Below are 26273 nucleotides of genomic sequence, written 5' to 3'. Positions count from 1 at the left end.
GCATTGTCGTACCTGACAAGAGATCACAGGTTTTCATCCATCGGAGGCGGCCAACCCGCCTCCGACTGCTACAGAACGTAGATTAGGCTGAAAGCAGTGAAGCGCAGCAATGCACTAATCCGTTTCTTCAAAAACTTTACGAAGCTTATTTGGGTTACTCCTGCAATCAAGAATACGATAGCTTTGCTATCAATTATCTTGTAATGAATTGCGTAAGGAAAACACCTTGCCAGCATCCGACATGAACGGAAGAATTCCTCAGTGTCATTGAATTGCGTCTTTACCACGACGGCCTATCCTTAAACGAAAAGCACAGGCCATGCAATTACTCATTCCGCGGGAGGCACGATTAGTTGACGCTCGCGCACCGTTCCCACGCACCGCCAGACTTAACCTACTACGGCTGAATTTTAAACGTTTCAGTATAAGTATCGCCTTTCGTGCAAACGTCTCTCTTGGTTGGCGTTTCGCAAGAGGTATCGGTCGCTTCGGCTTTTAACTCGCCCACTTTTTCCGGTACGAAATAGAATCTGAAATTAGGGTCGGTGCTAATCGCAATATCGGTTTTGGCGCTAAACACCGGTTTGCCGTTAAACGACACTTTAACGTCCTTAACAAAATGCGCTTTTTTAATAAAGCGTGTGACTTGATCCATTTGCATGCCAGTAATATTCGGGTGGCTGATCATTAACTGCACTGAGGTTGGCTCGCCGACTTTAACGTCCCCATCCAACCTGAATTTCATTTTGCCCAAGCGAGCCATCGCTTCATCTAAGTTGGCTCCGATCGGAGCGGAACAGCCGCCGCTGGCTTTGACGAATTTTTTCGTCATGGTCAATTTGCCGTCATTCGTTTGCGCAATTGCGCGAATATTGCTGTTGCTGTTAACCCGTATCCGCATCGCAATGTCAGCCTTGCCGCTTTCCGGGGTAAACTCAAAATCGCCGACGAATGGAAAAGGATTGTTATCGACTAACACCAGGATTCTTTTGATGTAGTGTTCTTTGGTTTGCTTGATCTTGCTGGTGACCTTGACCGGCACTAAAGCAGGGTCTTCTGCGCGTACTGGCGCTTCCAGTTCAATCACGTTATCGGATTCTTCAATCGCTTGCTGGGCATAGTATTCAGGCTTCAAAACGTTATTCCAAATCTTTTCATCTTCAGCGGCGATAGCGGCAATCGGTAGTAATGTAATTGTGAAAATTGCCGGTAATAGTTTTGAGTATTTCATAGTCTTTCCTGTTTTGTTTTAGCTTTGCGGAATGTTAACAATCTTTTAGCTGCCGGTTAATTGACTTAATCAGAGTAAAGAAACCTTCTCCCTGGGGGAGAAGGAGCCCGCACTCTTAAGTCCACAGCATTATCGACTAATCTTCCCATTCTAATTCGGCAAAAGCCGTGGTGACGTTTTTGCGGTGATATTCATCGAACAAGGCCCAATTGTTTTTCTCGGAATAACCGACGGTTTGCACGGCGTCTTCCAAATGCCGGCCTTTTTTAATGGCAGCGCGAATTTCAGTTTGCAACAAGGTTAAATAATGCTTTTGCGCCTGCACGCTCTGCGGCCAATCCGTGACTAATTCGCCATGCCCCGGAATCACATAACGGAAAGACTGTTTTTCCAGTTTGTCGATTTCCGAAAGCCAGCCTTTTAAGCTGCCGTCCAGCGTTGGCACATGCTCGGTAAACAATAAATCCGACAGCCATATTGTATGGGTTTTTTCGTCATAGACGCTCAAATCGTTATCGGTATGCGCGGCAGGATGGGCTTTTAAGGTTAAAGTCCGTCCGCCTAAATCCAGCTTCAAGCTGTCTTTGACTTCAATATCGGGCGGAATTAAATCGGCGGCGCTCATTTTGACGCCTAATTGGTCCGCGGCTTTGTCCAGGTAGTAGGAACCGCGCGCGGCCATTGCCCTGGCCAGTTTATGATGGCCGACGAATTTAACCCCGGCCGCTTTGAACGCGCTGTTGCCGTTGATATGGTCGGGATGAACATGGGTGTTAACCACATAACAAATCGGCGTCTGCGTGGTTTCGGTAACGGCTTGTTTTAAAGCTGCCCCCTGCTCCGGGTTGCCGCCGCTATCGATGACCGCGACGCATTTTTGCCCAACAATAAAACCGAGATTGGCGATTTCGCCGTGGTTTTTGCTGTCCGGGAATTGATGTTTGCCAAAATGCACATATACGCCGGCGGCAACTTCTTTAACCGGCAAAGCGGTGGCGGCTATGGTTTGTACGGATACCATAGATAACGCAAACAGCAATAAAACTCTCATTGGTTTTCCTTTTTTCTGAATAAGCCTTGAATTTACGAATGGTGGGTGAAGAAGCTAGCGAAAAATACCGTTAAACCCTTAATTAAATACAGGGGTCAAGTTTTACCACTTTCAGCATGACGGATTCAACTCCGAAGTGTAATCCTAGTCATCACCATACAATACAAACTATGCTCAATTTTGGGTCTACGATGAGTATAATGCCGCCATGCTATTTATCTACTAAATTTAGGGTTATGTCATTTTTTCTACATTCCAATCGTCACATACTGGCTTATGCATTCAGTTTAGTGCTGATCTGCTTCACGCCGCCTTTATATGCCGACAAAACGGCATCATGGCTGGACGACATCACCGTTTCGGGTTATGCCAACTTGGTAACCAGCTCGCCTAATCGCGCGCCCACTACCCTGGAATTGGACGACTTAAGTTTGTTTGTTTCCGGCAAATTTAATCGCTGGCTCAATCCTTTTTTGGAGGCGGAAGCCTATTCAATGCCGCTTTGGAAAGAAAGTGACGGCGCACAGTTCAATAACGCGCAATTGGTCATTGAACGGCTATATAACGATATTGAAGTCACGGAAGACGACACATTGCGCGCGGGTAAATTTTTAGCGCCGATCAACCATTGGAATATCGTACATGCCGCGCCGTTAGTATGGACGACGAATCGCCCTGTCACATCAAGCTATTCCCGCGCCAACTATATTACCGGCGTCAGCTTTCGCCACGATTTCGACGCGCTAACCGGTCACGCGCTGGAAGTCTATTGGCAGCCGGTGGAAGAATTCAACCACAAAGCATTAAGTTCCCACGAACGCCATTACCAATCCGTATCAGGCGCCCGGTGGATTGCCCATGAAGATCTGGATTATTACCTGGGCATTGCTTTTCAACATGCCAACGTTGAACACAGCGATGAAGTGCGCAACTCCATCAGTGCAGACGGCAATTGGCAACACAAGTGGTTTGAACTGGAAAGTGAATTGCTGTTCACCCAGGTTGATACCGATCAATCCCGTTTTCGCGGCCATGACTGGGGCGGATATGTGCAAATGGCGGTGCCGCTGGTCGAGCATTTCAACCTGATCGGCCGTTACGAACATTTTGAATTTGCCAACAAACTGCCCGCTACCGATACTGCGTTAGGCGGCATTGTCTATCGCCCGGTGCCGCGCTTATCGTTCAAGCTTGAATGGCAGCAAACTCAAGGCAGTATTTATCATAATCAAACCGGACTTTACAGCTCGATTGCGGTGTTATTCTGATGAAGCGATTGATTATTTTAGGATTTGCTGCTTTGTTAATGCCGCTTTCACCTTCGTGGGCGGATTTATACATCATCGCCAATAAAGATTTACCTGTCGCACAACTGGATAAAGACGATATTGCGGCCATTTATTTGCTTAAGAAAAAGCATTGGGAAAACGGCGAAGACATCATGCCGATTAACCTGCCCGCAAAAGCCGATGCCCGCACTCATTTTACCGCCGAAATTTTTGACAGCACGCCGGAGAAATTGGGCAGTTATTGGGACAAAATGCTGTTCAAAGGCGAGACTCCGCCGGTCACCCAAAATTCAGAGCAAGCCGTTGTTTTGTTTGTCGAGCGGATTAAAGGCGCGATCGGTTACGTCGAAACGAAACCGCAAAGTCCGCAAATCAAAATCCTGCAACAATTTTCAAGCAAATAACCGGGTAAACTCATGTCGCGCTTTTCGCTTTCAGTTCGTTTAACGCTGTTGTTCAGTTTTATCGTGTTACTGGTAACCACGACCTTGAGCGCGGTAGTGTTCTACCAGTTCGGCGAAAAAATCAACCAGCAGATCGAGCATAATCTTACCGATACCGCCGACCATAAAGCCGCTGAAATCAGTAACGTATTGCTGTTCGAGCGCACCAATTTGCTGTCCTGGCGGGCTTCATCGGTGATGCTGGATGTGGTGGTGGATGATTTGGATAAACGCATTACCACCGAGCTGATAAACCTTAAACAATATTATCAATTGCAAGGCGATTTATATGTGTTCAATGCGGAAGGCATGCTGATCGCTTCGACGCAACCGGATGTGTTAAAAACCCAACTGCCCCAGGCTTGGCAAACGCAACAGGATTACGCGCTGGTATTCAAACATGAGGTGCCTTTTATTAACGGCAGCGTCATCGCCCATGTGACGGCATTAAAACCGCCGCAGTTAAAAACCCAGGGTTATTTGGTCATGACCCATTCCTGGGAGGATATTAGCCGCCTGCTCGCGCCTAAAGACAGCAGCTTTGCGCTGCATAAAGCACATGAAGGAAATCAGGGCGACGCAGACCTTTTTACGGCTAACGGCGTAAAAACCATCGAGATCAATGATAATTTTTCGGAACGGCCCGTATGGCTTTTTGACGGTATCAGCTATTTGGGTTCGATTTCAAAACCCGTAACCGTCGGCGATTTCAGCTTCCAAATTGCGGCGTTCATGCCCAAAAATCTTGCATTGCAACCGCTGCTGGAACTGACCCAGAATTTGTTGCTTGCCGCCGCGTTGGTCGGCGTACCGATGCTTGTGCTGGTCGGCTTGCTCAGTCGTATTCTGGTCACACCGATCAAAAAATTGACCGCCACCATACACACGATTGAAGATTCCAATGATTTATCGATCAAAGTACCGGTTTCCGGGCGCGATGAAGTGGCTGATTTAGGCAATGCGTTTAACCGCATGACCACGCGCTTAGGCGAGTTGTTTAATAAATTCGTCGTCGTGGAAAAAGAGCTGGAAGACTTGAACCTTAGCCTGGAGCGCCAAGTCATCGACCGCACCGCTCAATTGCAGGATACGCTGCAAAAGCTGAAATCCGCGCAAACGCAATTGGTGCAATCCGAGAAAATGGTTTCGTTAGGACAATTAGTCGCCGGTATCGCCCATGAAATCAATAATCCGATCGGCGCTATTTACGCCAATATGCCGCCACTGGAAGAATACATCGACGATATTAAAGGCACGGTCGAATTCGCCCAAAGCTGCATGGACGAACCGGGCGCAGAAAAATTAAACACTCATATGGAACAAATCGACTACACGTTTGTCACCGAAGACCTCGCTAAATTGCTGGGCAGCCAAAAGCAGGCTGCGGACCGTATCCGCAACATCGTACTGGCGTTGCGTAATTTTTCCCGTCTCGATCAAGGCGAAGTCAAAACGGTACGGCTCGAGGAAGGCCTGGATTCGACCTTGCAAATGCTGCATCACACATACAAGGATCGCATTACCATCGAGAAAGATTACGCGCTCAATGAAATGGTCGAATGCTATGCCGGCGAGCTCAACCAAGTCTTTATGAACATTCTCGCCAATGCGATTCAGGCCATTCCCGATAAAGGCGGCATTTTCATCACCACGGCCAAGGTGAATGATCAAGCGGTCATCAGTATCGCCGATACCGGTATCGGCATGCCTGAAGAAGTCAGGAAAAAAATCTTCGACCCCTTCTTTACCACCAAAGAAGTGGGCGAAGGCACCGGGCTTGGCTTGTCGATTTCTTACGGCATTATTGAAAAACACCATGGCGCGTTGACCGTTGAATCCGAATTAAATCGCGGCACGCGCTTTATTATCGCTATCCCACTTCGCTTGATTAAGGACGCTTAAAGATGCATACGCTGTTACTGGTTGATGATGATCCCGACGTGTTGGCGACGTTAACGCGCAGCTTTCGCAAAGGCTATAAAACGCTATCGGCCAATGGCGGCGAGGAAGGGATTGAGTTTTTGAATGAACATCCGGTTGATTTGATTATTTGCGATCAACGCATGCCCAATGTCAGCGGCGACCAGGTGCTAAGCCATGCATTGCAAGTCCAACCCGACGCCATCCGTATTTTACTGACCGGTTATGCCGATGTTGAATCGCTGCTGACCTGCGTAAACGATGCGCACATTTACAAATACGTCACCAAACCGTGGGACCCGGCCGAACTCAATTTAACCGTGGTGCGGGCATTGGAAGCGCTGGTTCTAAAACGTAATTTGGATACGGCGCGCGAGCAATTGGAAACCGCCTACAAAGACGCGGTAGTGATGTTATGTTTGGCGGCCGAAGGCAAAGATCAGGATACGGCCAGTCACTTATACCGCGTGCAGCATTACACCGAAGCGCTAGCCGTCGCCATGGGCGTTGATAAAGAGACTGCCGCGCACATGGGCTTAATGAGCATGCTGCACGATATTGGCAAACTCGCCACGCCCGATGCCATTTTGAAAAAACCGGATAAATTGACCGCCGAGGAATGGGAAATTATGCGGGAACATCCGCTCAATGGGGTGCGCATTTTAGGCAACAACCCGTTTTATGAAACCGCGCGGGAAATTTCTGCGGGTCATCATGAAAATTATGACGGCACCGGTTACCCGCACGGCTTAAGCGGCAACCATATTCCGCTATCCGCGCGTATTGTAAAACTTGCGGATGTGTTCGACGCACTGACGACAAAACGTCCTTATAAAGAGCCCTGGACGATGGAATCAGCCTTAACGCATATCGAATCGCATGCCGGCATCATGTTTGACCCGGCAATGGTAGTAGAACTAAAAAAGCTGTTTATCGACGGGACGCTAACACGTATTAAGTCCATGTTTTAAATCTCGCCTTAGTTCTACTTTATCAGATTCAATGAACGCGCAATCCAGAATCGTCATTCCGGCAGGGATTGCCGGAATCCAGGCTCCAGGGATGGGTTTTAGCTTACCATCCAGGAGCTGGATCACCGCTCCCGGCGACGATGACGAGCTTGCGTATAATCTTTAGGGCATGCCCTACTTATTTATCAGGATAACTCTATGCGAGAAATATTGGTTTTGGGTGATTCGCATTCACCTGTTTTCAATCACCCGTTGTTCAAAGAAAAGTTTCCGAACCTGTTTTTCAATGTACTCACCGTTATTGGTGCGACAGCATCGGGATTGGAGAATCCCAATTCAACAACCCAGGCCTACCCCGTCTTCAGGGAAGCCGTCAGGCAAACCGCCGCCAAGCAAATCATTGTGATGCTGGGCGAAGTCGATACCGGCTTCGTCATTTGGTACCGGGCGGAAAAATACCGGGAGCCGGTTGCTGCGATGATGGACAAAGCCATCGCCAGTTACTCCCGGTTTTTGGTCGAATTAAAAATGCGCTTCGAAGTTGTCTGCATCAGCGCCCCGCTGCCCACCATTCAGGACGGCAACGACTGGGGCGATGTTGCCAACGCCAGACGGGAAGTAACAGCCTCGCAACTGGAAAGAACGGCGCTGACCCTGGAGTTCAACAGGATCATGCAGCGGTTTTGCGCGCAAAACCGCATCCGCTATATCATGCTGGATGATTTATCGCTCGGAGAACACGGCATCGTCAAAGCTGACCTGCTAAATAGCGACAGCAGCGACCATCACTATGATCAGGACCAGTATTCCCGTTTGCTGGTTGAGGGGTTAACGGGGGTGATTTGATACTGCCGGTCAAGCCGGGTCAGCGTCTTTTTGCTTGCCCATCGATTACCCTGGTTCCGCAACGAATATGACCGAAGCAGGCTTCCCCGTCTTGGGATGTAGAGGCTCGCGTATCTCAAGCAACCGGAAGCCGCCATCCACAAACAACTTTGTCCAACTCTCGATAGTTCTGAAATACCAAGGCGCCGGGTCGGTAAACTCGGAACTAAATCCAGCCCATGACCCTTCCCGCCATCCGTCCCGGTACGGAAGATCGCCGCACACCATGACTGGATGAAGAGTCTGCACGATGAACGAGCCGTGTTGATTCAGCAGCGACCGAGCAACGCTAAACACGCCTTCGACGGATTCTTTTCCAAAGAATGCGAAATTGCAAACCACAACATCTACCGAGACGCCGAGTTTTCCAGCCGCGATCTCCTCATAAGACATCACGCGAAAATCACCGCCGCCAGCCTGTTGAGCTACCTCAACCAGCTTTGGCACCACGTCGATGCCAATGACATGGATATTCGCAACAGCGAGTTCACGAGCCAACCACCCTTCGCCACACCCCATGTCGAGCACGGAACGCGGCGAACGGCTCAATACTGTATCCAAGATCGCCTGGTCGGTGATCTGCCGGCGGCTTTCGATCTGTCCATCACGAACGGCAATGACCCACAACGGCGCATTCTTGTCCCATGACTCAACAATTTTCTCATCGCTGAGTAGATTAATTTTCATCGAATCTCCGTAAAGCTAACGTTTCCCGCTCGTATCAAACTTATCTAGGCCAAGTTGCGGTGGACCGGAAAAAAGACGACTTCCCACCGATATAGCGGTGCGCAATTACCGCTGCCTATTCGCTCAACACGCGGAAAATACGGCGATAGCGCTCGCGCATGGCTTGGATTTGTTCAAGATCGGGCGGGGCGACTCCATAGCGGGAATACTCGAACAGGAGAGTAATTGCCAGCAGTTCAGGACGTAGAGCCGGACGTACCAAGTCCATGCGGCGGAGGTATTCCCTCGTGTTGCGGGTTTCGGGGCGGGCTTCCCCGTGCAGGGCGAACAACCGTTCCACCGCGCCATAGAATTGCCGGACACCCTCGCGCCCAGAGCTGTGCAGTCCAAACACGGCATAGCGCCAATAATCGAAACGGGTACGCAGCCAAATACCGGCTCTGGCTTCCCGTAGCAGGAGAAACAGGCCAATCGCCAGGGCCATCCACATCAAGGCCAGCAGTGTGCCGATTACCTTGACGAAGTGTTGTTGCAGCCACTTCTTTATCGCCTCCCACCAGTCTTCAAAGGCTTGCCGGATGGGCGCGAATTGCCGTTGCAAGGCTTCGGTAATATCGGCCATAGTCAGGATGGTTGCGGACTGCCAATGAGGCATTCCGATGCGCTGAGCGGCTTGACGCATTTCCGCCGGGGTGAGCCAACGGCTGCGGATCGGCTCCATGCCGCCCAAACCGTCGTTTCCCTTCCCATCTTTCCCCTGGCCGCCGCCCTGCTGCCCGTGTTCAAGTTGACCTTCGTGCGCAACACCGATAGCCGCCGGCAGGCCATAGCTAGAACTCAAATACAGCCAGCTCGTCTGCGGGGTAATAAGGTAAAACACAGCACCCAGAATCAGGATGGACAGCGTCGCTGAAGTGATCGCCGCCGCCTGCCCGCCGAACATCTTTTGCTCCAGGCTAAGGCTGCGGATTTCTTCCGCCCGTCGATTGATCTGCTCTGCCGCCAGCGTAAACACCACGGCGATTACAAGCGGCAGCAGATAAAACAGCATGGTCCAGTCGGCCCGGTAGTGAGAGGAAGCGAATATCGCCATCACCAGTGCCACCAACAGGCCAAGATATAACTGACGGCGGGTGGTGGTGACGCAGTTGCAGGAAGCTTGCAAAAAGGCCAGCAGATAAATGCCTGCTCGCGGCAGCCCCCACACACGCAAAAAGAGAAACACGAATAGGAAAATACCCAGCCCCATCACCCCCTTCTGCCACTTGCGGCTTTGCTCCGAGGCCCTGCCGCGCTGACGCCAACCGCACCATAAAGTCAGGCCGAACAACAATCCCCACAGCAGAGTCTCGGTAGCAAAGCCGCCGTAGCCAATATCAAGATAGGCATTGCAGCAGACCGCCAACAACAGACTGGCGAATAACCCCAGGTAAACGGGCGTATAAGTTAGCGGCGGACTCATCAGCGATTGAACAGACGCATCAGGTCGTCGCCACGGCGCACCGGCACCACCTGGGCGCCCAAGTCCAACAGTCCGGCAAACAACGCGGATTCAGTGACCGAGACCCCGCCGCCAGACGGCAGGAAGGATGGCCGATCAAAACAAACCGCCAACAAATGAGCGCCGCGTGCGCGCAGTAGCGCCAAGGATTGCAGGGTATACAGAACGCGCTCCGACGGTTCGGCGAGAAACGTCACCACGGTTTCGCCGGCAAGACAGTCGCCGGCCACTTTATCCAACACCCTGAAATAAGGCGTCTTGCCGTCAGCGTCGACAATCGCCAGCCGCTCCAACATTTCACCGAAGTGGGCTTCGCCTTGGCCTGTGCCTAGGTCCAGAGCCTGTTTGCCTTGTCCGGCCAGCCGCACAGGCATACCGTTATCGCACGCAAGGCGCGCCAATGATGAGGTGATTTTTACCGCATATTCCAGGGTGGCGTGTTTGCCCCGACCGACGTTGGCGTCAGCCGCCAAATCCAACACCAAGTACAAACAGGGGGAGGCCAAAGGTTCGTATTCCTTTACCATCAATTGGCTGAGGCGGGCGCTGGTGGGCCAGTGCACATGCCGCGGATTGTCGCCCCGGCGGTACTCGCGCAAGCCTCGGAATTCGGCGGAACCTGATCCGCTGGGCAGGAAATGTCCGCCCCGGTGGATTAGGCTGGGAGCGCCTTGCAAAGGCCATGCGGCGATGGGAAAAATCTCGGGATACACGACCAGAGTACTCGATCCTTCCTTCCCGGCGCGGCGCGCTTCAGCCAGCCCTAACGGAAAACTGGTCGAAAGCCCCACCGGCCCCAACTGATACAGGCCGCGTTTTTCGCAAACCAAACTCACTTCAAAATCGCGCCGTCCCAAACCGGGAATGTACCCAATCAAGCCCAGCGACACGCCTCCCGGCGCACGTCCCTCGCCCGCGCCGACAAAAGGCAGGCGATCCACCACCTCTACCATAAAACGCGGCAGCCAGCCCCGGTTCTCCACGGTAACACTCAGGTTGATCACCTTGCCTTCTGCGGCCTTGGCCGGGCCGCTACGACGCACCGTCAGCCTGCCCGCCAGCCAATGCGGCCAAGCGAAACCAATCACCAGGCTGGCCGACAGCACGGCGGCGACAGCCCAAATCAGCGGCTGGTTTCGGTTCAGCGCCGAAAAATAAGCTACCAGGGTTATCCCCGCCAGCACCAGCGGTATGGCGATTCGCCGCCGTGGAGTAACGACCGCCGCATTCATACCGGCGGCGGTACCTGATCCAACACCTGTGCCAGCACTTCCTGAACCGTCCGGCCCTGAGCTGCGGCCTGCGGCCGCAAAATCAGGCGGTGCTCCAATACCGGCCCGGCCATCGCCTTAACCTCCTCCGGCGTGACATACGGTTGCTTACGCAACAGGGCCAAGCCCTGGGCGGCGCGGGTCAATGCCAAGGTACCGCGCGGACTGGCGCCCAAGCGCAACTGCGAATGCTCGCGCGTAGCGGCGCTGATGCGGGCCACGTATTGGCCGACCGATGACTCCAGATGCACCGCCCGCACCGCATCCCGTGCAGCCAAAATGTCGGCTTCGTCGGCCACCGGCTCCAAATGCTCGATCGGATGGGACGCGGCCTGAGCATGAATCATCCGCGCCTCTTCCTCCACAGAGGGATAGCCCACGCTCAATCGCATGAAAAAACGGTCCAACTGGGCTTCAGGTAGCACATAAGTGCCGGCCATCTCGATCGGGTTCTGTGTCGCCAGCACCATGAACACCTTGGGCAAATCGTAGGTATGCACATCCACGCTGACACGAAATTCTTCCATACATTCCAGCAGAGCGGACTGAGCGCGAGGCGTGGCGCGGTTGATCTCGTCCGCCAGCAGGATATTGGTGAAAACAGGGCCGGGACGAAATTCGAACTCGCTGTTTTTCTGATTGAACACCGGCACTCCAGTCACGTCCGAAGGCAGCAAATCCGGGGTGCATTGCAAACGTTTGCAATCCATCGCCACGGAACGGGCCAGAGCCCGCGCCAACATGGTTTTGCCGGTACCCGGCACATCTTCCAGCAATACATGCCCACGGCACAGTAAAGAAATCACCGCCAATTCGATCACAGGCCGCTTGCCTATAATCACCTTTTCGACGTTTTCGATCAGGTTTTGAATAGTGTCCATAAGCTCCTGCGCTGTTGAAAAAAATTGATAGAAACATCCGGCTTTTGCCGTATCGATACCCCCGCTCTCATCTGCCAACAACTTTTTCGGCTACGGTTTAAGCGGTCATCTGCAGTCGATGTCCCGACAGAAAGTATAGTGATGAAACGGATTATACCCTCGAACCAACGCCTTAAATCTGTCGCCATTATCACCAACTTACGCCTACACTGAAAACGACCCAAGCTTTCAGCCCGTGATACCAGACAAATCCGCTCCCTGCTGAATTTGCATATTGGCATTAGTATTAACGAGAATATATTTAGAACCCGGTAGGCACACTTGCCTACCGGTTACACAAGTGCCGTTGGAGCAGCCGATGAAGTGGTTGCCGCCTAGGCTTGAAACCTGTCATAGAACCGTTTTACAACACCGCCAACGCGCTTTCATAATCCGGCTCATGGGCAAGTTCACCGACCAATTGCGTGTAGATCACTTTGTCATGCTCATCGATAATGACGATGGCGCGGGCAGTCAAGCCGCGCAGGAAGGTATCGACGAGGGTTACACCGTAATCGTTGGAGAAACTGGAACGGAAGGTTGACAGTGGGATAACGTCGGTTAAATCTTCCGATTCGCAAAACCGGCTTTGGGCGAAAGGAAGGTCGGCGGAAACGGCCAGCACAACGGTATTGTCCAGATGCGAGGCTTTCTGGTTGAATTTACGCGTTGACGCGGCGCAGGTTGGTGTGTCCAGGCTGGGTACGATATTCAGGACTTTGCGTTTACCGGCATAGGTCGCCAACGTGACATCGACTAGCTCGCGGCTGGTCAGGGTGAAGGCCGGTGCGTCGCTGCCGACTGCGGGCAGTTCGCCGGAGGTGTTGAGGGGTTTGCTTTGAAATGTGATTGTTGCCATGATTATGTTTCCTGTATTGTTGATTTAATGACAAACGATGCTTTGCGAAGTCGAGTCGTAGGCTGGAATAAGCCGGTTTGAGCGGCAGCGAAAACAGGCGTTTCCGGCAAACGTCTTCGCAATTAGCCGGAAACGCTACCTCGCGCTACGCCCTTCGACAAGCTCAGGGCAGGCTTGGGTAGCCTTATTCCGGCCTACGCCCCTGCTTAAGTCAAGTTAGGGGGGCTTGCAACCTTTCGCCTTTCGCCTTGTACCTTGCTCCTTATTAATCCCTCTTCTTACTCTTCACCCGCCTCATCAAACGTTCCTTCTTTTTCACCTGCCATTCGGTCAGCTTGTTCTTTTGCCCGTGGAATGGATTGGCCGTCGACTTGAACACCAAGCGTATCGGCGTTCCGACCAGCCCCATTTTGTCGCGGTAATAGTTGATCAGGTAACGCTTGTAAGACTCCGGCAATGAATCGGTCTGCACGCCGTGAATCACCACGATCGGCGGATTCCTGCCGCCCTGATGCGCGTATTTCAGCTTGATGCGGCGGCTGTTCACTATCGGCGGCTGGTGTGCGGTGGTGGCTTCTTTCAGGATACGGGTCAGCACCGGCGTGGACATGTCGAGCATGGCCGATTGGTACAATTGCTGTACGACATCGAACATTTTGCCGACGCCGCTGCCATGCAATGCGGAAATCGGGTGTTTTTCGGCAAATTCGAGAAAAGACAGTTTGACGTCGAGTTGCCGGTGAATGGTTGCCTTCTGGTCGGCGCTGATGCCGTCCCACTTGTTCAAGCCGATAATCAAGGCTCTTCCAGCCTCCAGTACCAAACCTAATAAATGCGCATCCTGGTCGGTGACGCCTTCCCGCGCGTCAATCAGGTAAATGACGACATTGGCTTTTTCAATCGCCTGCAATGATTTAATGACGCTGAATTTCTCGATGGTTTCGGCTATTTTGGATCGTCTGCGCATTCCGGCGGTATCGATCAGGGTGAATTTCTTGCCGTTGCGTTCAAAAGGAATGTAGATACTGTCGCGCGTGGTGCCCGGCTCATCGAATACGATAACCCGCTCTTCACCCAGCAGGCGATTGACCAGTGTCGATTTGCCGACATTGGGCCGTCCGACCACGGCGATACCGATGCCGTCATGGCTTTCTTCGACTTCGCCTTTGCCAGGCGGCAGCAGTTGATCAACTTTTTCCAGTAATTCGGGTATGCCTCTGCCGTGGGAAGCGGAGATCTGCACAGGCTCGCCCAAGGCCAGCGAATAGAAGTCCGATGCGGCCATGTTGGCGTCAATGCCGTCAACCTTGTTGGTGACCAATATAACGGGCTTTTGCAGTTTTCTCAGGGTATCGGCAATGACCTTGTCGGAGACGCTCAAGCCTTCGCGCGCGTCAACCATGAAGAACACGACATCCGCCTCTTCCAGCGCGACCTGCACCTGTTTTCTGGCAAAACTTTCTATGCCTTCGGCGTCATCGGCTATACCGCCGGTATCGACGACCAGACAGGGACGGTCGCCCAGTTTTACCCGGCCGTATTGCCTGTCCCTGGTTAATCCCGAAAAATCCGCAACCAGCGCATCGCGGCTGCGGGTTAAATAATTGAATAATGTGGATTTGCCCACATTGGGTCGCCCTACTAGGGCTATTACAGGTAACATATTTACTCAGCAGTTAGAAAAATTCAACGCAGATGACACGGATTTGACCGGTAAACACAAGATATTATAGGCACAAGACGAAAGGCAAAGGGCAAAGGGCAAAAGAGTTTTTTCGCCTTTCGTCCTTTGCCTTTCGTCTTTTTTATCCGTTTAAACCCGTCCAATCAGTGTCATCCGTGTTCCTTTTAAAATCAATATCTTTATTACCGGACTTTTAAAGCGGCAAGGGTGCCGTCTTTGGCATAAACATAAACGGTATTATCTACCACGACAGGCTTGGCGTCGATTGCGCCTTCAGTCACTTGAACGCGGCCCAGTTGTCTGCCGTCAAGATTGGAGAACCAATGCACATAGCCTTCAAAATCCCCTGCCACCACGTAATTTCCATAGGCGGCGGGAGCGGTTAATCTTCTTTGATGCAAGTCTTTCTGCGTCCACAAGGATGCGCCGCTGCGCTGGTCCAGCTGCATGACATGACTTTGTGTATCGCTCAGGTATAAATACCGGGAGTCATGACTCAAACCGGAATGAGATGAAATGGTTTCATTACGCCACAATACATCGCCGTCCAATTCCGAAATAGCCGCCAGGCCGCCTTGATAGCTGGCAACGTAAATCACGCCGTTAATAACGATAGGATCGACATCCAGATCGACCAGCCGTTCAATTTCAGAGCGCCCTTTGGAGACGGCAATACTGGTTTCCCACACATATTTGCCGTCGGTCAAACGCAAGGCCATAACTTTGCCGTTATCGTAGCCGCCGATCACGTTATCCTCGACAATCAACGGCGATCCGGTTCCGCGCACACTTAAAGCCGGTACGCTCCGCTCATAACTCCAGCGCTTGCCGCCGGTTTTTTCGTCAAGCGCGATCACGGAGCCGTCCGTGGTGCGGACGACCACAATGCCGTCGCCGACCACGGGCACCGAAAGCACTTCGCTGGATACTGTGGATTTCCACAGCACGGCTCCGGTTTCAATATCCAATGCAACGACTTCGGCATCGCTGGAACCTAAAATAAGGCTGCCTGCGCCAAGGCCCGGACCGCCGGAAAAATGAACCTCGGTTTCAGTCGCCCAGATTAAATTACCGGTCGTCAGGCTCCTGGCCTGCACCACGCCTTCCCGGTCCGCCGCCAGTATCTTTCCGCTGCCGATTGCAGGAATCAGTTTTAAGGATTGCTCGTCGGCGCCCACTCCGACCGATTCTTTCCAAAGGACTTCAAGCTGAATTTCAGGCGTATACTCAACTAAAACGTTCGGAGGATCGGCGTTGTCTTCACCGCCAAGAAAGTAATCACTGATGCCGGAAACGCCTTCCTTAAGAGTATCAACAGCCGCACAGCCTGTTAATAAGAAGATGCAGGACAAAAGGCAAAAGGCGAAAAAACCTTTTGCCTCTCGCCGTTCGCCGTTCGCCTGATTCATATCGCTTGAATAGTTGCTCATTATTTTGGGGCTTCTAACTTTTCTTGGGCGGTCAGGTCATCAATCTTGAACTGCAACAATGGAGACGGCTGTCCCTCTCTCAAGGCATTTTGATACGAGGTGCGGGCCTCGTCCAATCGATCCAAAGCCACGTACAAATCGCCGACTAATTCATCATAATTGGCTGAATAGCTGGATGCTTGTTTTGCATCCACCTCGTTAATGACCTGCAAACCTTGCTCATACTCTCCGGTAGCCAGCATTAGGCGCACCAGTCTTATCCTGGCGATATTGCCCAACGCTTTGTTCGACTCGGCAGCAATAGTCTTCAAGATCTGTTTGGCGGCAGCGACATCGCCTTGCTGGGCCTTTAATTTTGCCTGAAACAATCCACTGAACGCCGCATATTCAGTACCTTTAAACTGCTCCTGCATACGTTCGGCCAGCTTGTCCGCGGAGTCTTTTTTATCGTCATCCAGCGCTTTCAGCAATTGATCGTAAGTTGCGGAAGCTTGCGCCGCGCGCTCTTTCTTATGATCCTGCCAGTAATTCCAGCCCAGAATAATGACGATGCCCATGACCAAGCCGACGATAGTGGAGGTCGAATTTTCTTTCCACCATCTTTTTAGGGCTTCAACCTGTTCTTCTTCTGTATCGTAAATTTCCACTTGTTTTTCTCTTTTTAAATTTAAAAAAATATTTCCACCACGAAGGCACGAAGAACACGAAGTTTTTATTCTATTTTTTCTTCGTGAACTTCGTGGTGATTAATCAATCTGCATCTGCAAAAACTCAATTGCCTGCTGCTGAGACATATTCTGTTGCTCCAGCTCATTATTGCGTAGCGGTTTGATGCTGACCTCGCCGCGGCTGACTTCATCGTCTCCTAGAATAATCGCAAATTCGGCGCCGCTTTTATCGGCTTTTTTAAACTGGCTTTTAAAACTGCCGCCGCCGCAATTCACCTGCAATTTCAAGCCGGGAATTTCATTTCTGAGGATTTCGGCAAAGCGCATGCCCGCCTGCTCCGCTGCGTCGCCGACCCGGATCATGTAAACATCGACGGAGCTTGCAAGCTGCACACACTCCAGCGTTTCCATCAAGGCCAACAAGCGTTCCATGCCCATCGCAAAACCGACGGCATGATTGGGTTTGCCGCCCAACTGCTCTATCAATCCGTCATAACGCCCGCCCGCACAGACCGTACCTTGCGACCCCAATTCGTCGGTGACCCATTCGAAAACGGTCTTGCTGTAATAATCCAGCCCGCGTACTAGCCGGGAATTGAGCTCGTAACCTATGCCGAGATCATCCAGTATCGCCGTTATCGCGTTAAAATGCTGACGGCTTTCGTCGCCCAGGAAATCGGTCAATTCCGGCGCACCGGCCACAACGTCCTGCATCGCCGGGTTCTTGGTATCCAAAATCCGCAACGGATTGGCCTCCAACCTGCGTAGGCTGTCTTCATCCAATTGCTCCAACCGGCGTTGAAAATAGCTGACCAGGCTTTCCCGGTAAACGATACGCTCGGCAATAGTACCCAAGGAATTGAGCTGTAGGCGAACTTTGTCGCGGATTCCCAGCTTTTTCCATAGCCGATCCATGATCAGGATCAATTCCGCATCAATATCGGGACCCGCCATGCCGTAGGTTTCAACGCCCAGTTGAATAAACTGGCGATAGCGGCCTTTTTGCGGGCGCTCATGCCGGTACATCGGCCCGTAATACCATAACCGATGCACCTGGTTATGTAACAAGCCATGCTCCAGACAAGCCCTCAGACAACCGGCCGTACCCTCGGGACGCAGGGTCAAGGAGTCGCCGTTCCGGTCGTCGAACGTATACATTTCTTTTTCGACGATATCGGTCACTTCGCCGATAGAGCGTTTGAACAGTTCGGTTTTTTCGACGATCGGCAGGCGTATTTCGCTGTAACCGTAAGCACCGAGTACGTCTCTGATGCATTGTTCCGCATACTGCCAGAGCGGGGTCTGTTCGGGAAGTACATCGTGCATCCCGCGAATTGCTTGAATATTATTTGCCATATTTAAATAGGGTTGATGCCACGGATTTAAATAACTTCTCGTTAGTAACAGGTAAATATCAAAAGAGACGAAAGGCGAAAGCTGTGTTTTTTTGCCCTTCGCCTTTTGCCCTTCGCCCATTAATTAAAAATCTTTAAGCCCGGCGATTTTTTTTGCTTCATTGGAAAGCGGGAATTTTTCCAGCAATAAACGTTTATATTCCTTGGCAAGTTCCTTATTGCCGATCACCCGCTCGGTTTGCGCAGCAAGCCATAAGGTTTCAGGCGTATGGGCCGCCACATTCAGATAGCGTTGCAAAAATCCTTTTGCCGCCCAGAAATCACCGTTTTGATAAGCAATTTTCTGCATTTCCGATAATGCCGGCGCATAAGCCTTATTCAGTTGCAACGCTTGCCTGAAATAAGTCTCGGCTTGTTGCCTGTTCCCGGCGCCCAACTGGCATCGACCGGCATTGGTTAACGCCAACCACTGCCGGTCGTTCAACGGATTTGAGCTTGCTTCGGACAGCAACTCCATGCCTTCGTCGACCTCGCCATGTTCGCAAAGGAAACGGCCGAAATTATTTTTCACGCCCAAGTCGTCGGGCGTCAAACCCAGAGCCGTCTCATAATGATCTTTGGCTTTGTCGGGCTGATTTAATTTTTCATACAAAAAAGCCAGGGCATTATGCGCCTGCGTATTGCCCGAATTCCGCTTTACTGCCAGCAGCAAGTTATCCCGGGCCAGCTCCAGCTTGTTCATGTTCAGGTAACGCACGCCCAGCTGTAAATGTATGTCGTCGGCATTGTCCTGTTTAACATTGCTTGCCGAATCACAGGCGGCCAACGCGGCAATGAGCAGGCCAAGCGCAAACCGGTTAATCTTGTTCGATCTGTCAGGCCGCACGTTCCGAACCTGCCGCTTGAACTTTCAAGTGTCTGCGGCTTTTATCCTTAACTTGTCCTACCAACTGACCGCAGGCGGCGTCGATGTCTTCTCCGCGCGTCTTCCTGACCGTGGTGACGATGCCCGCATCATTTAACAAGGTTTTAAAGCGATTAATCGCTTCTTTGCTGGAACAGCGGTAAGCCGAGTTAGGGAACGGGTTAAATGGTATTAAGTTGACTTTTGACGGCACCGTTTTTAACAGCTTAATCAGTCCTTGCGCATCCTGCGTCGAGTCGTTAACGCCGTCCAGCATCACATATTCAAAAGTAACGGTGCGACGCGGCGCTATCTTGGCGTTATCCCGGCACGCTTCCATCAGTTCTTTCAACGGATATTTCTTGTTGATCGGCACCAGCTCATCACGCAGCTCATCGGTTACCGCATGCAACGATACCGCGAGACTGACATCGCAGACCTGGGTTAAGCGGTACATCGCGGGTACGACGCCCGAAGTGCTGACGGTCACCCGGCGCTTGGACAGCCCGAAGGTGAAATCATCCATCATCAGGTTCATCGCCGCGACCGCATTGTCGAAATTCAACAGCGGTTCGCCCATGCCCATCATGACCACATTGGTGATTCTGTTTTCCGATCCCAGCCGTTTTTGCGCAACAAATAACTGGCCGATAATTTCCGACGTGGTTAGGTTGCGGTTAAAGCCTTGCTGGGCGGTCGAGCAAAAGGTGCAAGCCAACGCGCAACCGATTTGCGATGAGACGCATAAGGTGCCGCGTCCCTCTTCGGGGATAAAAACCGTTTCGACCCGATTGCCGCAACCGGTTTGCATCACCCATTTCCGGGTGCCGTCCGTTGCGATTTTTTCGAGCACGATTTCAGGCGTCGCGATAGTGCAGTTTTCAGTTAAATAAGCGCGCAGTGACTTGCTCAGATTGGTCATCAGGTCGAAGTCTTCGACGCCTTCCTGATAGATCCATTTAAGTAATTGTGTCGCCCGAAAAGGCTTCTCGCCTAACTCGACAAAAAAGGCCGCGAGGCCTTCCCTGTCGAAATCGAGCAAATTGATGGTTTGGGTTTTAGCGGGTTCTTGCACAGATTTCATTGTCTGAGAAAAAGTAAGCAATTTCCCTTTGAGCGGTTTCGACAGCGTCTGAACCGTGTACCGCATTTTCATCGATGCTGCTGGCAAAATCGGCGCGGATAGTGCCGGCAGCCGCTTCTTTCGGGTTGGTGGCGCCCATGATTTCGCGATGCTTCAGAACCGCGTTTTCGCCTTCCAGCACTTGCATGATCACAGGACCTGAAATCATGAATGCGACCAAATCATTAAAGAAACCGCGCTCGCTGTGTTCCGCGTAAAAACCTTCGGCTTGTTCTTTAGTCAAATGCAGCATTTTTGCGGCAACGATCTTCAAATCGTTCTTTTCAAAGCGGCTGTAGATTTCACCGATTACGTTTTTTGCTACGGCATCAGGTTTAATGATTGAAAAAGTGCGTTCTATCGCCATTTGTTTAAAACTCCAAGTGTGAATAAATGTTGTTAAGCGGCTAATTATACCTGATCAGCCGCTGTATTTTGAAAATACCTGACGGTTAAGGCCTGCCGTCCAATTCCGCGCCTTCTTTTACCGGGATCATCAAATCCTCAGCGCTGATGCCCAACAATAAAGCCGCAGGACTGGCGATAAAAATAGAGGAATAAGTGCCGAAAACGACGCCGAACAACAGTGCAATCGAAAAATTATGAATCACCTCGCCGCCCAGGAAAAATAACGAAACCAATACCAGAAATACCGTCAACGAGGTCATGATGGTTCGGCTTAAGGTCACATTGACCGAGATATTCATGATTTCCTCGGTCGATTTGCTTCTGAGTTGCCGAAAATTTTCCCGAATGCGGTCATAAACCACAATGGTGTCGTTCAATGAATAACCAATCAATGCAAGAATTGCGGCCAATACGGTCAGGTCGAACTCCAGTCCTAAAATAGAGAACAAGCCCAACGTAACAATGACGTCATGAAATGTCGCTATGATCGAGCCGACCGCGAATTTCCACTCAAATCGCCATGCGACATAAATCAAAATGCCTATCGTTGAGTACAACAGGGCTAAAAAACCATCCTCAGCCAGATCGTCGCCGACCTGAGGACCGACAAATTCAACGCGGCGGATACTGGCCGGCTCATTAGTCGTTTTATTAATCGCCTCAAGCACCCTGGCGCTTAAATCGACGCTACTCACATCTTCATGCGGTTTCAGGCGAATCAACACGTCTTTGGTGGTGCCGAAATTCTGCACTGTGGCATCGGCAAAGCCGGAGCTATCCAAGGTATTGCGCAACACCGTTAAATCCGCCGCCTGTTGATAACCCACCTCAATCAACGTCCCGCCGGTAAAATCGATGCCCATTTGCAAGCCGCGTACAGCCAGCGATCCTATCGAGACAATCGACAGCACAGCGGAAAATATCAGCGCTATATTGCGGTTGCCTATAAAATTTATATTTGTTTTTGACATGATTTAATCTTCATCGAAAGTGCTAAATAGATAACTTCTCAACCCTGCGGTTACCGTATACCCAGTTCATAATCATCCGCGTGCCGGTGATTGCCGTAAACATCGACGACAAAAGACCGATAATCAGCGTCACCGCAAAACCTTTTACCGAACCGGTGCCAAAAACAAACAACATAACCGCCACCAGCAAGGTGGTGATATTGGAATCGAGAATGGTCGCAAAGGCTTTTTCAAAACCGATGTAAATAGCCGATTGCGGCGTATTGCCATTGCGAAGCTCTTCCTTAATCCGCTCGAAGATCAATACGTTGGCGTCAACCGACATGCCCACGGTCAGGATGATCCCGGCTATGCCCGGCAAGGTCAGCGTCGCCTGCAACATCGACAAAATTGCGATAATAATAAACACGTTAAACACCAACGCGATATTGGCAAATACGCCGCAAAGCCGGTAATAGATCACCATGAACAGCGCGACCAGCGCAAAACCCACCACAAAAGACAGCATACCTTTATCGATATTGTCCTGACCTAAACTCGGGCCCACGGTACGTTCTTCGACAATATCAACCGGAGCCGCCAGCGCACCCGCTCTTAACAGCAACGACAGATTGCGCGCTTCCTGAGGACTGTCCAAACCGGTCGTTTGGAAGCGATGACTGAAAACGCCCTGGATAGTCGCCACGTTGATGACTTTTTCAACTTTTTCTTTATGGCGGACTTTTTGGCCGTTCACCACCTTGGTTTCAACTTTATATTCGATAAACACCACGGCCATCGGCTTGCCGATGTTAGCCTGGGTCAATTTGCCCATTTTGGCGCCGCCTACGCCGTTCAGCGAAATATTCACCGATGGCCTGCCGTCCTGATCAACGCCGGAAGAGGAATCGACGATTTGATCGCCGGTTACGATGACCCGGCGATCCAACAGAATCGGATTGCCGTTTCTTTCGTAATATAAGCGGCTGCCGACCGGAACATGCCCTTCGACCGCTTTTTGCACATCGTGTTCCACATCAACCAGACGGTATTCCAGCGTAGCCGTCGTACCCAAAATTTCCTTGGCGCGGGTCGTGTCCTGTACGCCCGGTAACTGGACCACGATGCGGTTTTCGCCTTGTTGCTGAATCACCGGCTCCGCAACGCCCAATTCGTTGACGCGATTACGCAAAGTCGTCATGTTTTGCGCGACAGCGAATTTTTTAATCTCCCGCACTTCCTTTTCAGAAAGCTTTAACCAGACTTGATCCTGCTCTTTGGGCTCGGTGACATCCAAAGAACGGAAATCCTTAGCCAATATTTTCAGCAGCGCAGGCTTGTCGTCAGCCGAGTTCAGCTTAACCTTAATAAACCCGCTGTCTTTGGAAACCGATTGATAGCGTAATTTTTCGTTTCTTAACGCCAGACGCACATCATCGTTGTAACGCTCTTCAGCCTGTTTAACGGCCGCATCCATGTCCACTTCGAGCAGGAAATGCACACCGCCGCGCAAGTCCAAACCAAGATACATCGCTTCCGCGCCCAAAGACCTAAGCCAGGCAGGCGTGGTAGGCGCCAAATTTAACGCGACATTATAATCGTCGCTCATTTTTTCCCTGAGTAAATCCGCCGCTTTCAGTTGATCGTCGGCACTGTTGAACCGGGCTAAAATATGACCGTCTTTAAATTCGAATGCCTTGATATTAAATCCGGCCGTTTTAATGACAGACTCGACCTGATTGGCCTGTTCCTGCGCCAATTTGACAGCGCGTGTCGATGACACCTGGACAGAAGGATCGTCGCCGTACAAATTCGGCAACGAGTAAATAATCCCGACCGCAAAAACGATCAGGACCAATAGATTTTTCCAAAGTGGATAATGGTTTTGCATGTGTTATTCCAACAATTCAACTATGTCGTAGGATGGGTAGAGGCGGCAGCCGAAACCCATCATAATCAATCGTCTATACGATGGGTTTCGCAATGCTCTACCCATCCTACGCGCAATGACATTAAACTTTAGCGACTTTTTTGGTTATCGCTTTGTAAGTTCCCTTCGGCATCATGTTCTCGATACTGTGCCGCTGTACTTGAATAAAGGTATTGTCGCAGATCTCGAGCTTGACGAAATTCTCATCCAAATCGACGACCTTGCCCAAAATCCCGCCCGAAGTGACCACTTCAGAACCTTTATTAATCGTGGCAAGCATTTGTTTTTTCTCTTTCGCGCGCTTGGATTGCGGACGCAGAAACAAAAAATAAAAAAACACCAATATGCCCAGCGGGAATATCATGCCTTCAATGCCGGGTTGTTGGGCGGCGGGAGCAGCTGCGGCTACAGCGTCGGAAATTAAAAAACTCATGGTGATCCTCGGGATTATTGTTATTAAAATAATTATGTTATAAAAAACGGCTATTCAGCGGATATTAGTCCTATGGATAATAAATACGGATGACACGTTTTTAAATCCGCATTCTATTTTGCAACTACTGAGCAGCTACACTAAAAAGTTTGCCATTATGCCACAGTCGGCACGGCTTTTCCTCGTTGTTGGTAAAATTGCTTGACAAAAATATCCAGCTCTTGCCTTTCAATCGCATCGCGCAAGCCTTGCATCAGGTTCAGGTAATAATAAAGGTTATGAATGGTATTGAGCCTTGAACCCAACATTTCCTTGCATTTATCCAGATGCCGCAAATAGGCTCTGGAAAAATTCCTGCAGGTATAGCAGCCGCAGGACTCGTCCAGAGGACCGGTATCGAACTCATACTGGCTGTTCCTGATTTTCACCACGCCGAACGTGGTAAAAAGATGGCCGTTGCGGGCGTTGCGGGTCGGCATCACGCAATCGAACATATCGATACCGCGCCTGACCGCCTCCACCAAATCTTCCGGCGTACCCACACCCATCAAATAGCGAGGCTTATCGACCGGCATTTTGGGATGCACTACATCCAGCGTCGCCATCATCTCTTCCTTGGGTTCGCCGACCGACAGGCCGCCGATCGCATAGCCGTCAAAACCGATGTCCACCAGACCGGCTATCGATTCCTTGCGCAGGTGCTCGTACATCCCGCCCTGCACAATGCCGAACAAAGCCGACGCATTGCCTTCATGGGCCGCCTTGCTGCGCGCCGCCCAACGCAACGACAGGCGCATCGACTCGGCCGCCTCATGGACCGTCGCAGGATACGGCGTGCATTCATCGAAAATCATCACGATGTCCGAACCCAAATCGCGCTGCACCTGCATCGACTCTTCAGGCCCCATAAAAATGGAACTGCCGTTGATCGGCGATTTGAAGGTCACGCCTTTTTCAGTGATTTTTCTTAACGCGCCCAGACTGAATACCTGAAAGCCGCCGGAGTCGGTCAATATCGGCTTGTCCCAGCGCATAAAATCATGCAAATCGCCGTGCGCCTTGACCACATCCATGCCGGGACGGAGCATTAAATGAAAGGTATTGCCGAGAATAATCTGCGCACCGATGCCGGTCAGCTCATCGGGTGTCAGCGCCTTAACCGTCCCATAAGTGCCGACCGGCATAAAAATCGGGGTTTCCACGATGCCGCGGGCAAACTTAAGCTGGCCGCGCCGCGCATGGCCGTCCGTATTGATTAATTTGAAGTCCATAAAAACGATGAGTGCATTGAAGGCTGGGAATTATCCCGGCTTTTTAAATGAATGTACATTGAAGCATTAAAACACCGTTTGATTGGCGCTACGCTGACTTGTCTTGCGGAGTTATTTCACCGCCTCCAACGCCCATAAATTCACAAACGACCGATAGAACCGAGGATCCTGCACCGTTGCACCGCGTTGGACGACCAACGCCGAAGCAAAAGCCTGCGCCCGCTCCATCGTCAGCGACAACGGCCAGCCCTGATTGATCCCGAGCAATAACACCGCGGCGAAAGCGTCTCCGGCGCCGACCGTATCAACCACTGCCAAGGCGTCAACCGGCGCGACGGCAACAACTTCGCCGCTCGCATCCACAGCCATCGCCCCCTGCTCGCCGCAAGTCACAACCAATCCGGTCAAACCGTACTCCGCTCGAAACGCCCGCATATCGGCACTCATGTCGCCGGTTGTCGAATGCAGCGCCTGTAACTCATGCTGGTTCAGTTTGACCCAATCGGCATCGCCAACCCGCTTTAGCACTTCAGCTTTATTCCACCAGGGCGCGCGCAAATTAACATCCATAAATAACGTGCCTTTATGCCGCGCTTTCAATGTCTCCAGAGTCCGCCTGGAGTCAGCATGACGCAGGGCCAGGGTGCCGTGATAAAGCAAGCCGCCGGATTGCGCAGTTGCCAATTCATCGGCGGCGATAAAATCGTAAGCCTGTTCCGGCACGATCGCATAACTCGGTTCGCCCTGTTCGATAGAGACCTGCACGGTCCCGGTCGGATAGGCCCGATCCAGTTGCAAGCCCGACAAATCCATGCCCCATGACTGCATGGCCGAGCGAATGGAATCGCCCAGCCGATCCTGGCCAACCCGGCTGATAAAAAACGGCTCCTGGCCAAAAGCGTGAAGATGCCAAGCGACGTTAAACGGCGCCCCACCCAACACGCAACTGCCATCGGGAAAATGATCGAACAGCACCTCGCCGAAAATAGTGATCCGGTTGTTACTCATTAACTTTCATTCATTGTTTTGTGTACGGTACAAAAGGGGGGATACGCCATAAAATACCATTACTATAGTTGCCGTTCATAC

The 26273-nt window shown here is 51.3% G+C and carries 24 protein-coding genes; 5 read left to right on the top strand and 19 right to left on the bottom strand.

What is annotated here, in order from left to right:
• Nucleotides 1-397: 397 nt before the first annotated feature.
• Nucleotides 398-1231, bottom strand: coding sequence for a quinoprotein dehydrogenase-associated SoxYZ-like carrier (locus B0F88_RS06790; protein WP_104423182.1), 834 nt, complete (start codon nt 1229-1231; stop codon nt 398-400).
• Nucleotides 1232-1367: 136 nt separating this feature from the next.
• Nucleotides 1368-2282, bottom strand: coding sequence for a quinoprotein relay system zinc metallohydrolase 2 (locus B0F88_RS06785; RefSeq protein WP_104423181.1), 915 nt, complete (start codon nt 2280-2282; stop codon nt 1368-1370).
• Between the two features lie 236 nt (nt 2283-2518).
• On the opposite strand from B0F88_RS06785, the gene B0F88_RS06780 reads away from it, so the two are divergent.
• From B0F88_RS06780 to B0F88_RS06760, 5 genes are all read left to right on the top strand, one after another.
• A complete protein-coding gene (locus B0F88_RS06780; protein WP_104423180.1) occupies nt 2519-3550 on the top strand; it encodes a hypothetical protein in 1032 nt (343 codons plus the stop codon).
• Nucleotides 3550-3975 carry a hypothetical protein gene (locus tag B0F88_RS06775; protein WP_104423179.1) on the top strand — a complete coding sequence of 142 codons (426 nt, stop codon included), beginning with the start codon at nt 3550-3552 and terminating at the stop codon, nt 3973-3975. The genes B0F88_RS06780 and B0F88_RS06775 overlap by 1 nt, the downstream gene beginning before the upstream one ends.
• Nucleotides 3976-3987: 12 nt before the next feature.
• A complete protein-coding gene (locus B0F88_RS06770) occupies nt 3988-5916 on the top strand; it encodes an ATP-binding protein (protein ID WP_104423178.1) in 1929 nt (642 codons plus the stop codon).
• A gap of 2 nt (nt 5917-5918) precedes the next feature.
• The gene (locus B0F88_RS06765; RefSeq protein ID WP_104423177.1) at nt 5919-6905 is read left to right on the top strand and encodes an HD domain-containing phosphohydrolase; all 987 of its coding nucleotides are present in this window, start codon (nt 5919-5921) and stop codon (nt 6903-6905) included.
• Between the two features lie 198 nt (nt 6906-7103).
• Nucleotides 7104-7751 (top strand): hypothetical protein, encoded by a 648-nt coding sequence (locus B0F88_RS06760; protein WP_104423176.1) that lies wholly within the window; start codon nt 7104-7106, stop codon nt 7749-7751.
• Nucleotides 7752-7796: 45 nt separating this feature from the next.
• On the opposite strand, the gene B0F88_RS06755 is transcribed toward B0F88_RS06760, so the two are convergent.
• The 17 genes from B0F88_RS06755 to B0F88_RS06675 all read right to left on the bottom strand — a co-directional run bounded on the left by B0F88_RS06755 (nt 7797) and on the right by B0F88_RS06675 (nt 26192).
• A complete protein-coding gene (locus B0F88_RS06755) occupies nt 7797-8477 on the bottom strand; it encodes a class I SAM-dependent methyltransferase (protein WP_258076583.1) in 681 nt (226 codons plus the stop codon).
• A gap of 115 nt (nt 8478-8592) precedes the next feature.
• A complete protein-coding gene (locus B0F88_RS06750; protein WP_104423175.1) occupies nt 8593-9939 on the bottom strand; it encodes a DUF4129 domain-containing protein in 1347 nt (448 codons plus the stop codon).
• Nucleotides 9939-11210, bottom strand: a complete 1272-nt coding sequence (locus tag B0F88_RS06745) for a DUF58 domain-containing protein (RefSeq protein WP_104423174.1) — start codon at nt 11208-11210, stop codon at nt 9939-9941. Before B0F88_RS06745 ends, B0F88_RS06750 begins: the two co-directional genes overlap by 1 nt.
• A complete protein-coding gene (locus tag B0F88_RS06740; protein WP_104423274.1) occupies nt 11207-12130 on the bottom strand; it encodes an AAA family ATPase in 924 nt (307 codons plus the stop codon). The genes B0F88_RS06745 and B0F88_RS06740 overlap by 4 nt, the downstream gene beginning before the upstream one ends.
• Nucleotides 12131-12533: 403 nt before the next feature.
• On the bottom strand, nt 12534-13028 hold the full coding sequence (tpx, locus tag B0F88_RS06735) for a thiol peroxidase (protein WP_104423173.1): 495 nt from the start codon (nt 13026-13028) through the stop codon (nt 12534-12536).
• A 265-nt stretch (nt 13029-13293) separates the two neighbouring features.
• Nucleotides 13294-14691: a ribosome biogenesis GTPase Der gene (gene der / locus B0F88_RS06730; RefSeq protein ID WP_104423172.1), complete on the bottom strand. Its 1398-nt coding sequence runs from the start codon at nt 14689-14691 to the stop codon at nt 13294-13296.
• 203 nt (nt 14692-14894) lie between these two features.
• Complete coding sequence (gene bamB, locus B0F88_RS06725; protein WP_374953574.1) at nt 14895-16121, bottom strand: outer membrane protein assembly factor BamB; 1227 nt, start codon at nt 16119-16121, stop codon at nt 14895-14897.
• Between the two features lie 20 nt (nt 16122-16141).
• The gene (locus tag B0F88_RS06720) at nt 16142-16789 is read right to left on the bottom strand and encodes a YfgM family protein (RefSeq protein WP_181049850.1); all 648 of its coding nucleotides are present in this window, start codon (nt 16787-16789) and stop codon (nt 16142-16144) included.
• A 99-nt stretch (nt 16790-16888) separates the two neighbouring features.
• A complete protein-coding gene (gene hisS / locus B0F88_RS06715; RefSeq protein ID WP_104423272.1) occupies nt 16889-18166 on the bottom strand; it encodes a histidine--tRNA ligase in 1278 nt (425 codons plus the stop codon).
• 123 nt (nt 18167-18289) lie between these two features.
• Nucleotides 18290-19051 (bottom strand): type IV pilus biogenesis/stability protein PilW, encoded by a 762-nt coding sequence (pilW, locus tag B0F88_RS06710; RefSeq protein WP_104423170.1) that lies wholly within the window; start codon nt 19049-19051, stop codon nt 18290-18292.
• Nucleotides 19041-20153 (bottom strand): 23S rRNA (adenine(2503)-C(2))-methyltransferase RlmN, encoded by a 1113-nt coding sequence (rlmN, locus tag B0F88_RS06705; RefSeq protein WP_104423169.1) that lies wholly within the window; start codon nt 20151-20153, stop codon nt 19041-19043. Before rlmN ends, pilW begins: the two co-directional genes overlap by 11 nt.
• Entirely contained in the window at nt 20128-20559 is a 432-nt protein-coding gene (ndk, locus tag B0F88_RS06700; protein ID WP_104423168.1) for a nucleoside-diphosphate kinase, read from the bottom strand. Before ndk ends, rlmN begins: the two co-directional genes overlap by 26 nt.
• A gap of 85 nt (nt 20560-20644) precedes the next feature.
• Nucleotides 20645-21571 carry a protein translocase subunit SecF gene (gene secF / locus B0F88_RS06695; RefSeq protein ID WP_104423167.1) on the bottom strand — a complete coding sequence of 309 codons (927 nt, stop codon included), beginning with the start codon at nt 21569-21571 and terminating at the stop codon, nt 20645-20647.
• A 22-nt stretch (nt 21572-21593) separates the two neighbouring features.
• The gene (gene secD, locus B0F88_RS06690; protein ID WP_104423166.1) at nt 21594-23441 is read right to left on the bottom strand and encodes a protein translocase subunit SecD; all 1848 of its coding nucleotides are present in this window, start codon (nt 23439-23441) and stop codon (nt 21594-21596) included.
• A gap of 121 nt (nt 23442-23562) precedes the next feature.
• On the bottom strand, nt 23563-23913 hold the full coding sequence (yajC, locus tag B0F88_RS06685) for a preprotein translocase subunit YajC (RefSeq protein WP_104423165.1): 351 nt from the start codon (nt 23911-23913) through the stop codon (nt 23563-23565).
• A 155-nt stretch (nt 23914-24068) separates the two neighbouring features.
• Complete coding sequence (gene tgt, locus B0F88_RS06680; protein WP_104423164.1) at nt 24069-25184, bottom strand: tRNA guanosine(34) transglycosylase Tgt; 1116 nt, start codon at nt 25182-25184, stop codon at nt 24069-24071.
• Between the two features lie 111 nt (nt 25185-25295).
• Nucleotides 25296-26192 carry a PfkB family carbohydrate kinase gene (locus B0F88_RS06675; RefSeq protein ID WP_104423163.1) on the bottom strand — a complete coding sequence of 299 codons (897 nt, stop codon included), beginning with the start codon at nt 26190-26192 and terminating at the stop codon, nt 25296-25298.
• Between the last annotated feature and the right edge of the window lie 81 nt (nt 26193-26273).

Source organism: Methylobacter tundripaludum (genome assembly GCF_002934365.1).
Taxonomy (GTDB): Bacteria; Pseudomonadota; Gammaproteobacteria; order Methylococcales; family Methylomonadaceae; genus Methylobacter_A; species Methylobacter_A tundripaludum_A.
This window is presented reverse-complemented; position numbering and strand designations above follow the sequence as displayed.

Excerpts from the sequence above, each read along its gene's own strand:
- secF (WP_104423167.1), bottom strand. The coding sequence starts at position 21,571 with ATGTCAAAAACAAATATAAATTTTATAGGCAACCGCAATATAGCGCTG.
- B0F88_RS06785 (WP_104423181.1), bottom strand. The coding sequence starts at position 2,282 with ATGAGAGTTTTATTGCTGTTTGCGTTATCTATGGTATCCGTACAAACC.
- B0F88_RS06770 (WP_104423178.1), top strand. The coding sequence starts at position 3,988 with ATGTCGCGCTTTTCGCTTTCAGTTCGTTTAACGCTGTTGTTCAGTTTT.
- rlmN (WP_104423169.1), bottom strand. The coding sequence starts at position 20,153 with ATGAAATCTGTGCAAGAACCCGCTAAAACCCAAACCATCAATTTGCTC.
- B0F88_RS06775 (WP_104423179.1), top strand. The coding sequence starts at position 3,550 with ATGAAGCGATTGATTATTTTAGGATTTGCTGCTTTGTTAATGCCGCTT.
- der (WP_104423172.1), bottom strand. The coding sequence starts at position 14,691 with ATGTTACCTGTAATAGCCCTAGTAGGGCGACCCAATGTGGGCAAATCC.
- tgt (WP_104423164.1), bottom strand. The coding sequence starts at position 25,184 with ATGGACTTCAAATTAATCAATACGGACGGCCATGCGCGGCGCGGCCAG.
- B0F88_RS06755 (WP_258076583.1), bottom strand. The coding sequence starts at position 8,477 with ATGAAAATTAATCTACTCAGCGATGAGAAAATTGTTGAGTCATGGGAC.
- hisS (WP_104423272.1), bottom strand. The coding sequence starts at position 18,166 with ATGGCAAATAATATTCAAGCAATTCGCGGGATGCACGATGTACTTCCC.
- B0F88_RS06745 (WP_104423174.1), bottom strand. The coding sequence starts at position 11,210 with ATGAATGCGGCGGTCGTTACTCCACGGCGGCGAATCGCCATACCGCTG.
- B0F88_RS06750 (WP_104423175.1), bottom strand. The coding sequence starts at position 9,939 with ATGAGTCCGCCGCTAACTTATACGCCCGTTTACCTGGGGTTATTCGCC.
- ndk (WP_104423168.1), bottom strand. The coding sequence starts at position 20,559 with ATGGCGATAGAACGCACTTTTTCAATCATTAAACCTGATGCCGTAGCA.
- tpx (WP_104423173.1), bottom strand. The coding sequence starts at position 13,028 with ATGGCAACAATCACATTTCAAAGCAAACCCCTCAACACCTCCGGCGAA.
- B0F88_RS06740 (WP_104423274.1), bottom strand. The coding sequence starts at position 12,130 with ATGGACACTATTCAAAACCTGATCGAAAACGTCGAAAAGGTGATTATA.
- B0F88_RS06760 (WP_104423176.1), top strand. The coding sequence starts at position 7,104 with ATGCGAGAAATATTGGTTTTGGGTGATTCGCATTCACCTGTTTTCAAT.
- B0F88_RS06780 (WP_104423180.1), top strand. The coding sequence starts at position 2,519 with ATGTCATTTTTTCTACATTCCAATCGTCACATACTGGCTTATGCATTC.
- B0F88_RS06675 (WP_104423163.1), bottom strand. The coding sequence starts at position 26,192 with ATGAGTAACAACCGGATCACTATTTTCGGCGAGGTGCTGTTCGATCAT.
- B0F88_RS06765 (WP_104423177.1), top strand. The coding sequence starts at position 5,919 with ATGCATACGCTGTTACTGGTTGATGATGATCCCGACGTGTTGGCGACG.
- secD (WP_104423166.1), bottom strand. The coding sequence starts at position 23,441 with ATGCAAAACCATTATCCACTTTGGAAAAATCTATTGGTCCTGATCGTT.
- yajC (WP_104423165.1), bottom strand. The coding sequence starts at position 23,913 with ATGAGTTTTTTAATTTCCGACGCTGTAGCCGCAGCTGCTCCCGCCGCC.
- bamB (WP_374953574.1), bottom strand. The coding sequence starts at position 16,121 with ATGAATCAGGCGAACGGCGAACGGCGAGAGGCAAAAGGTTTTTTCGCC.
- B0F88_RS06790 (WP_104423182.1), bottom strand. The coding sequence starts at position 1,231 with ATGAAATACTCAAAACTATTACCGGCAATTTTCACAATTACATTACTA.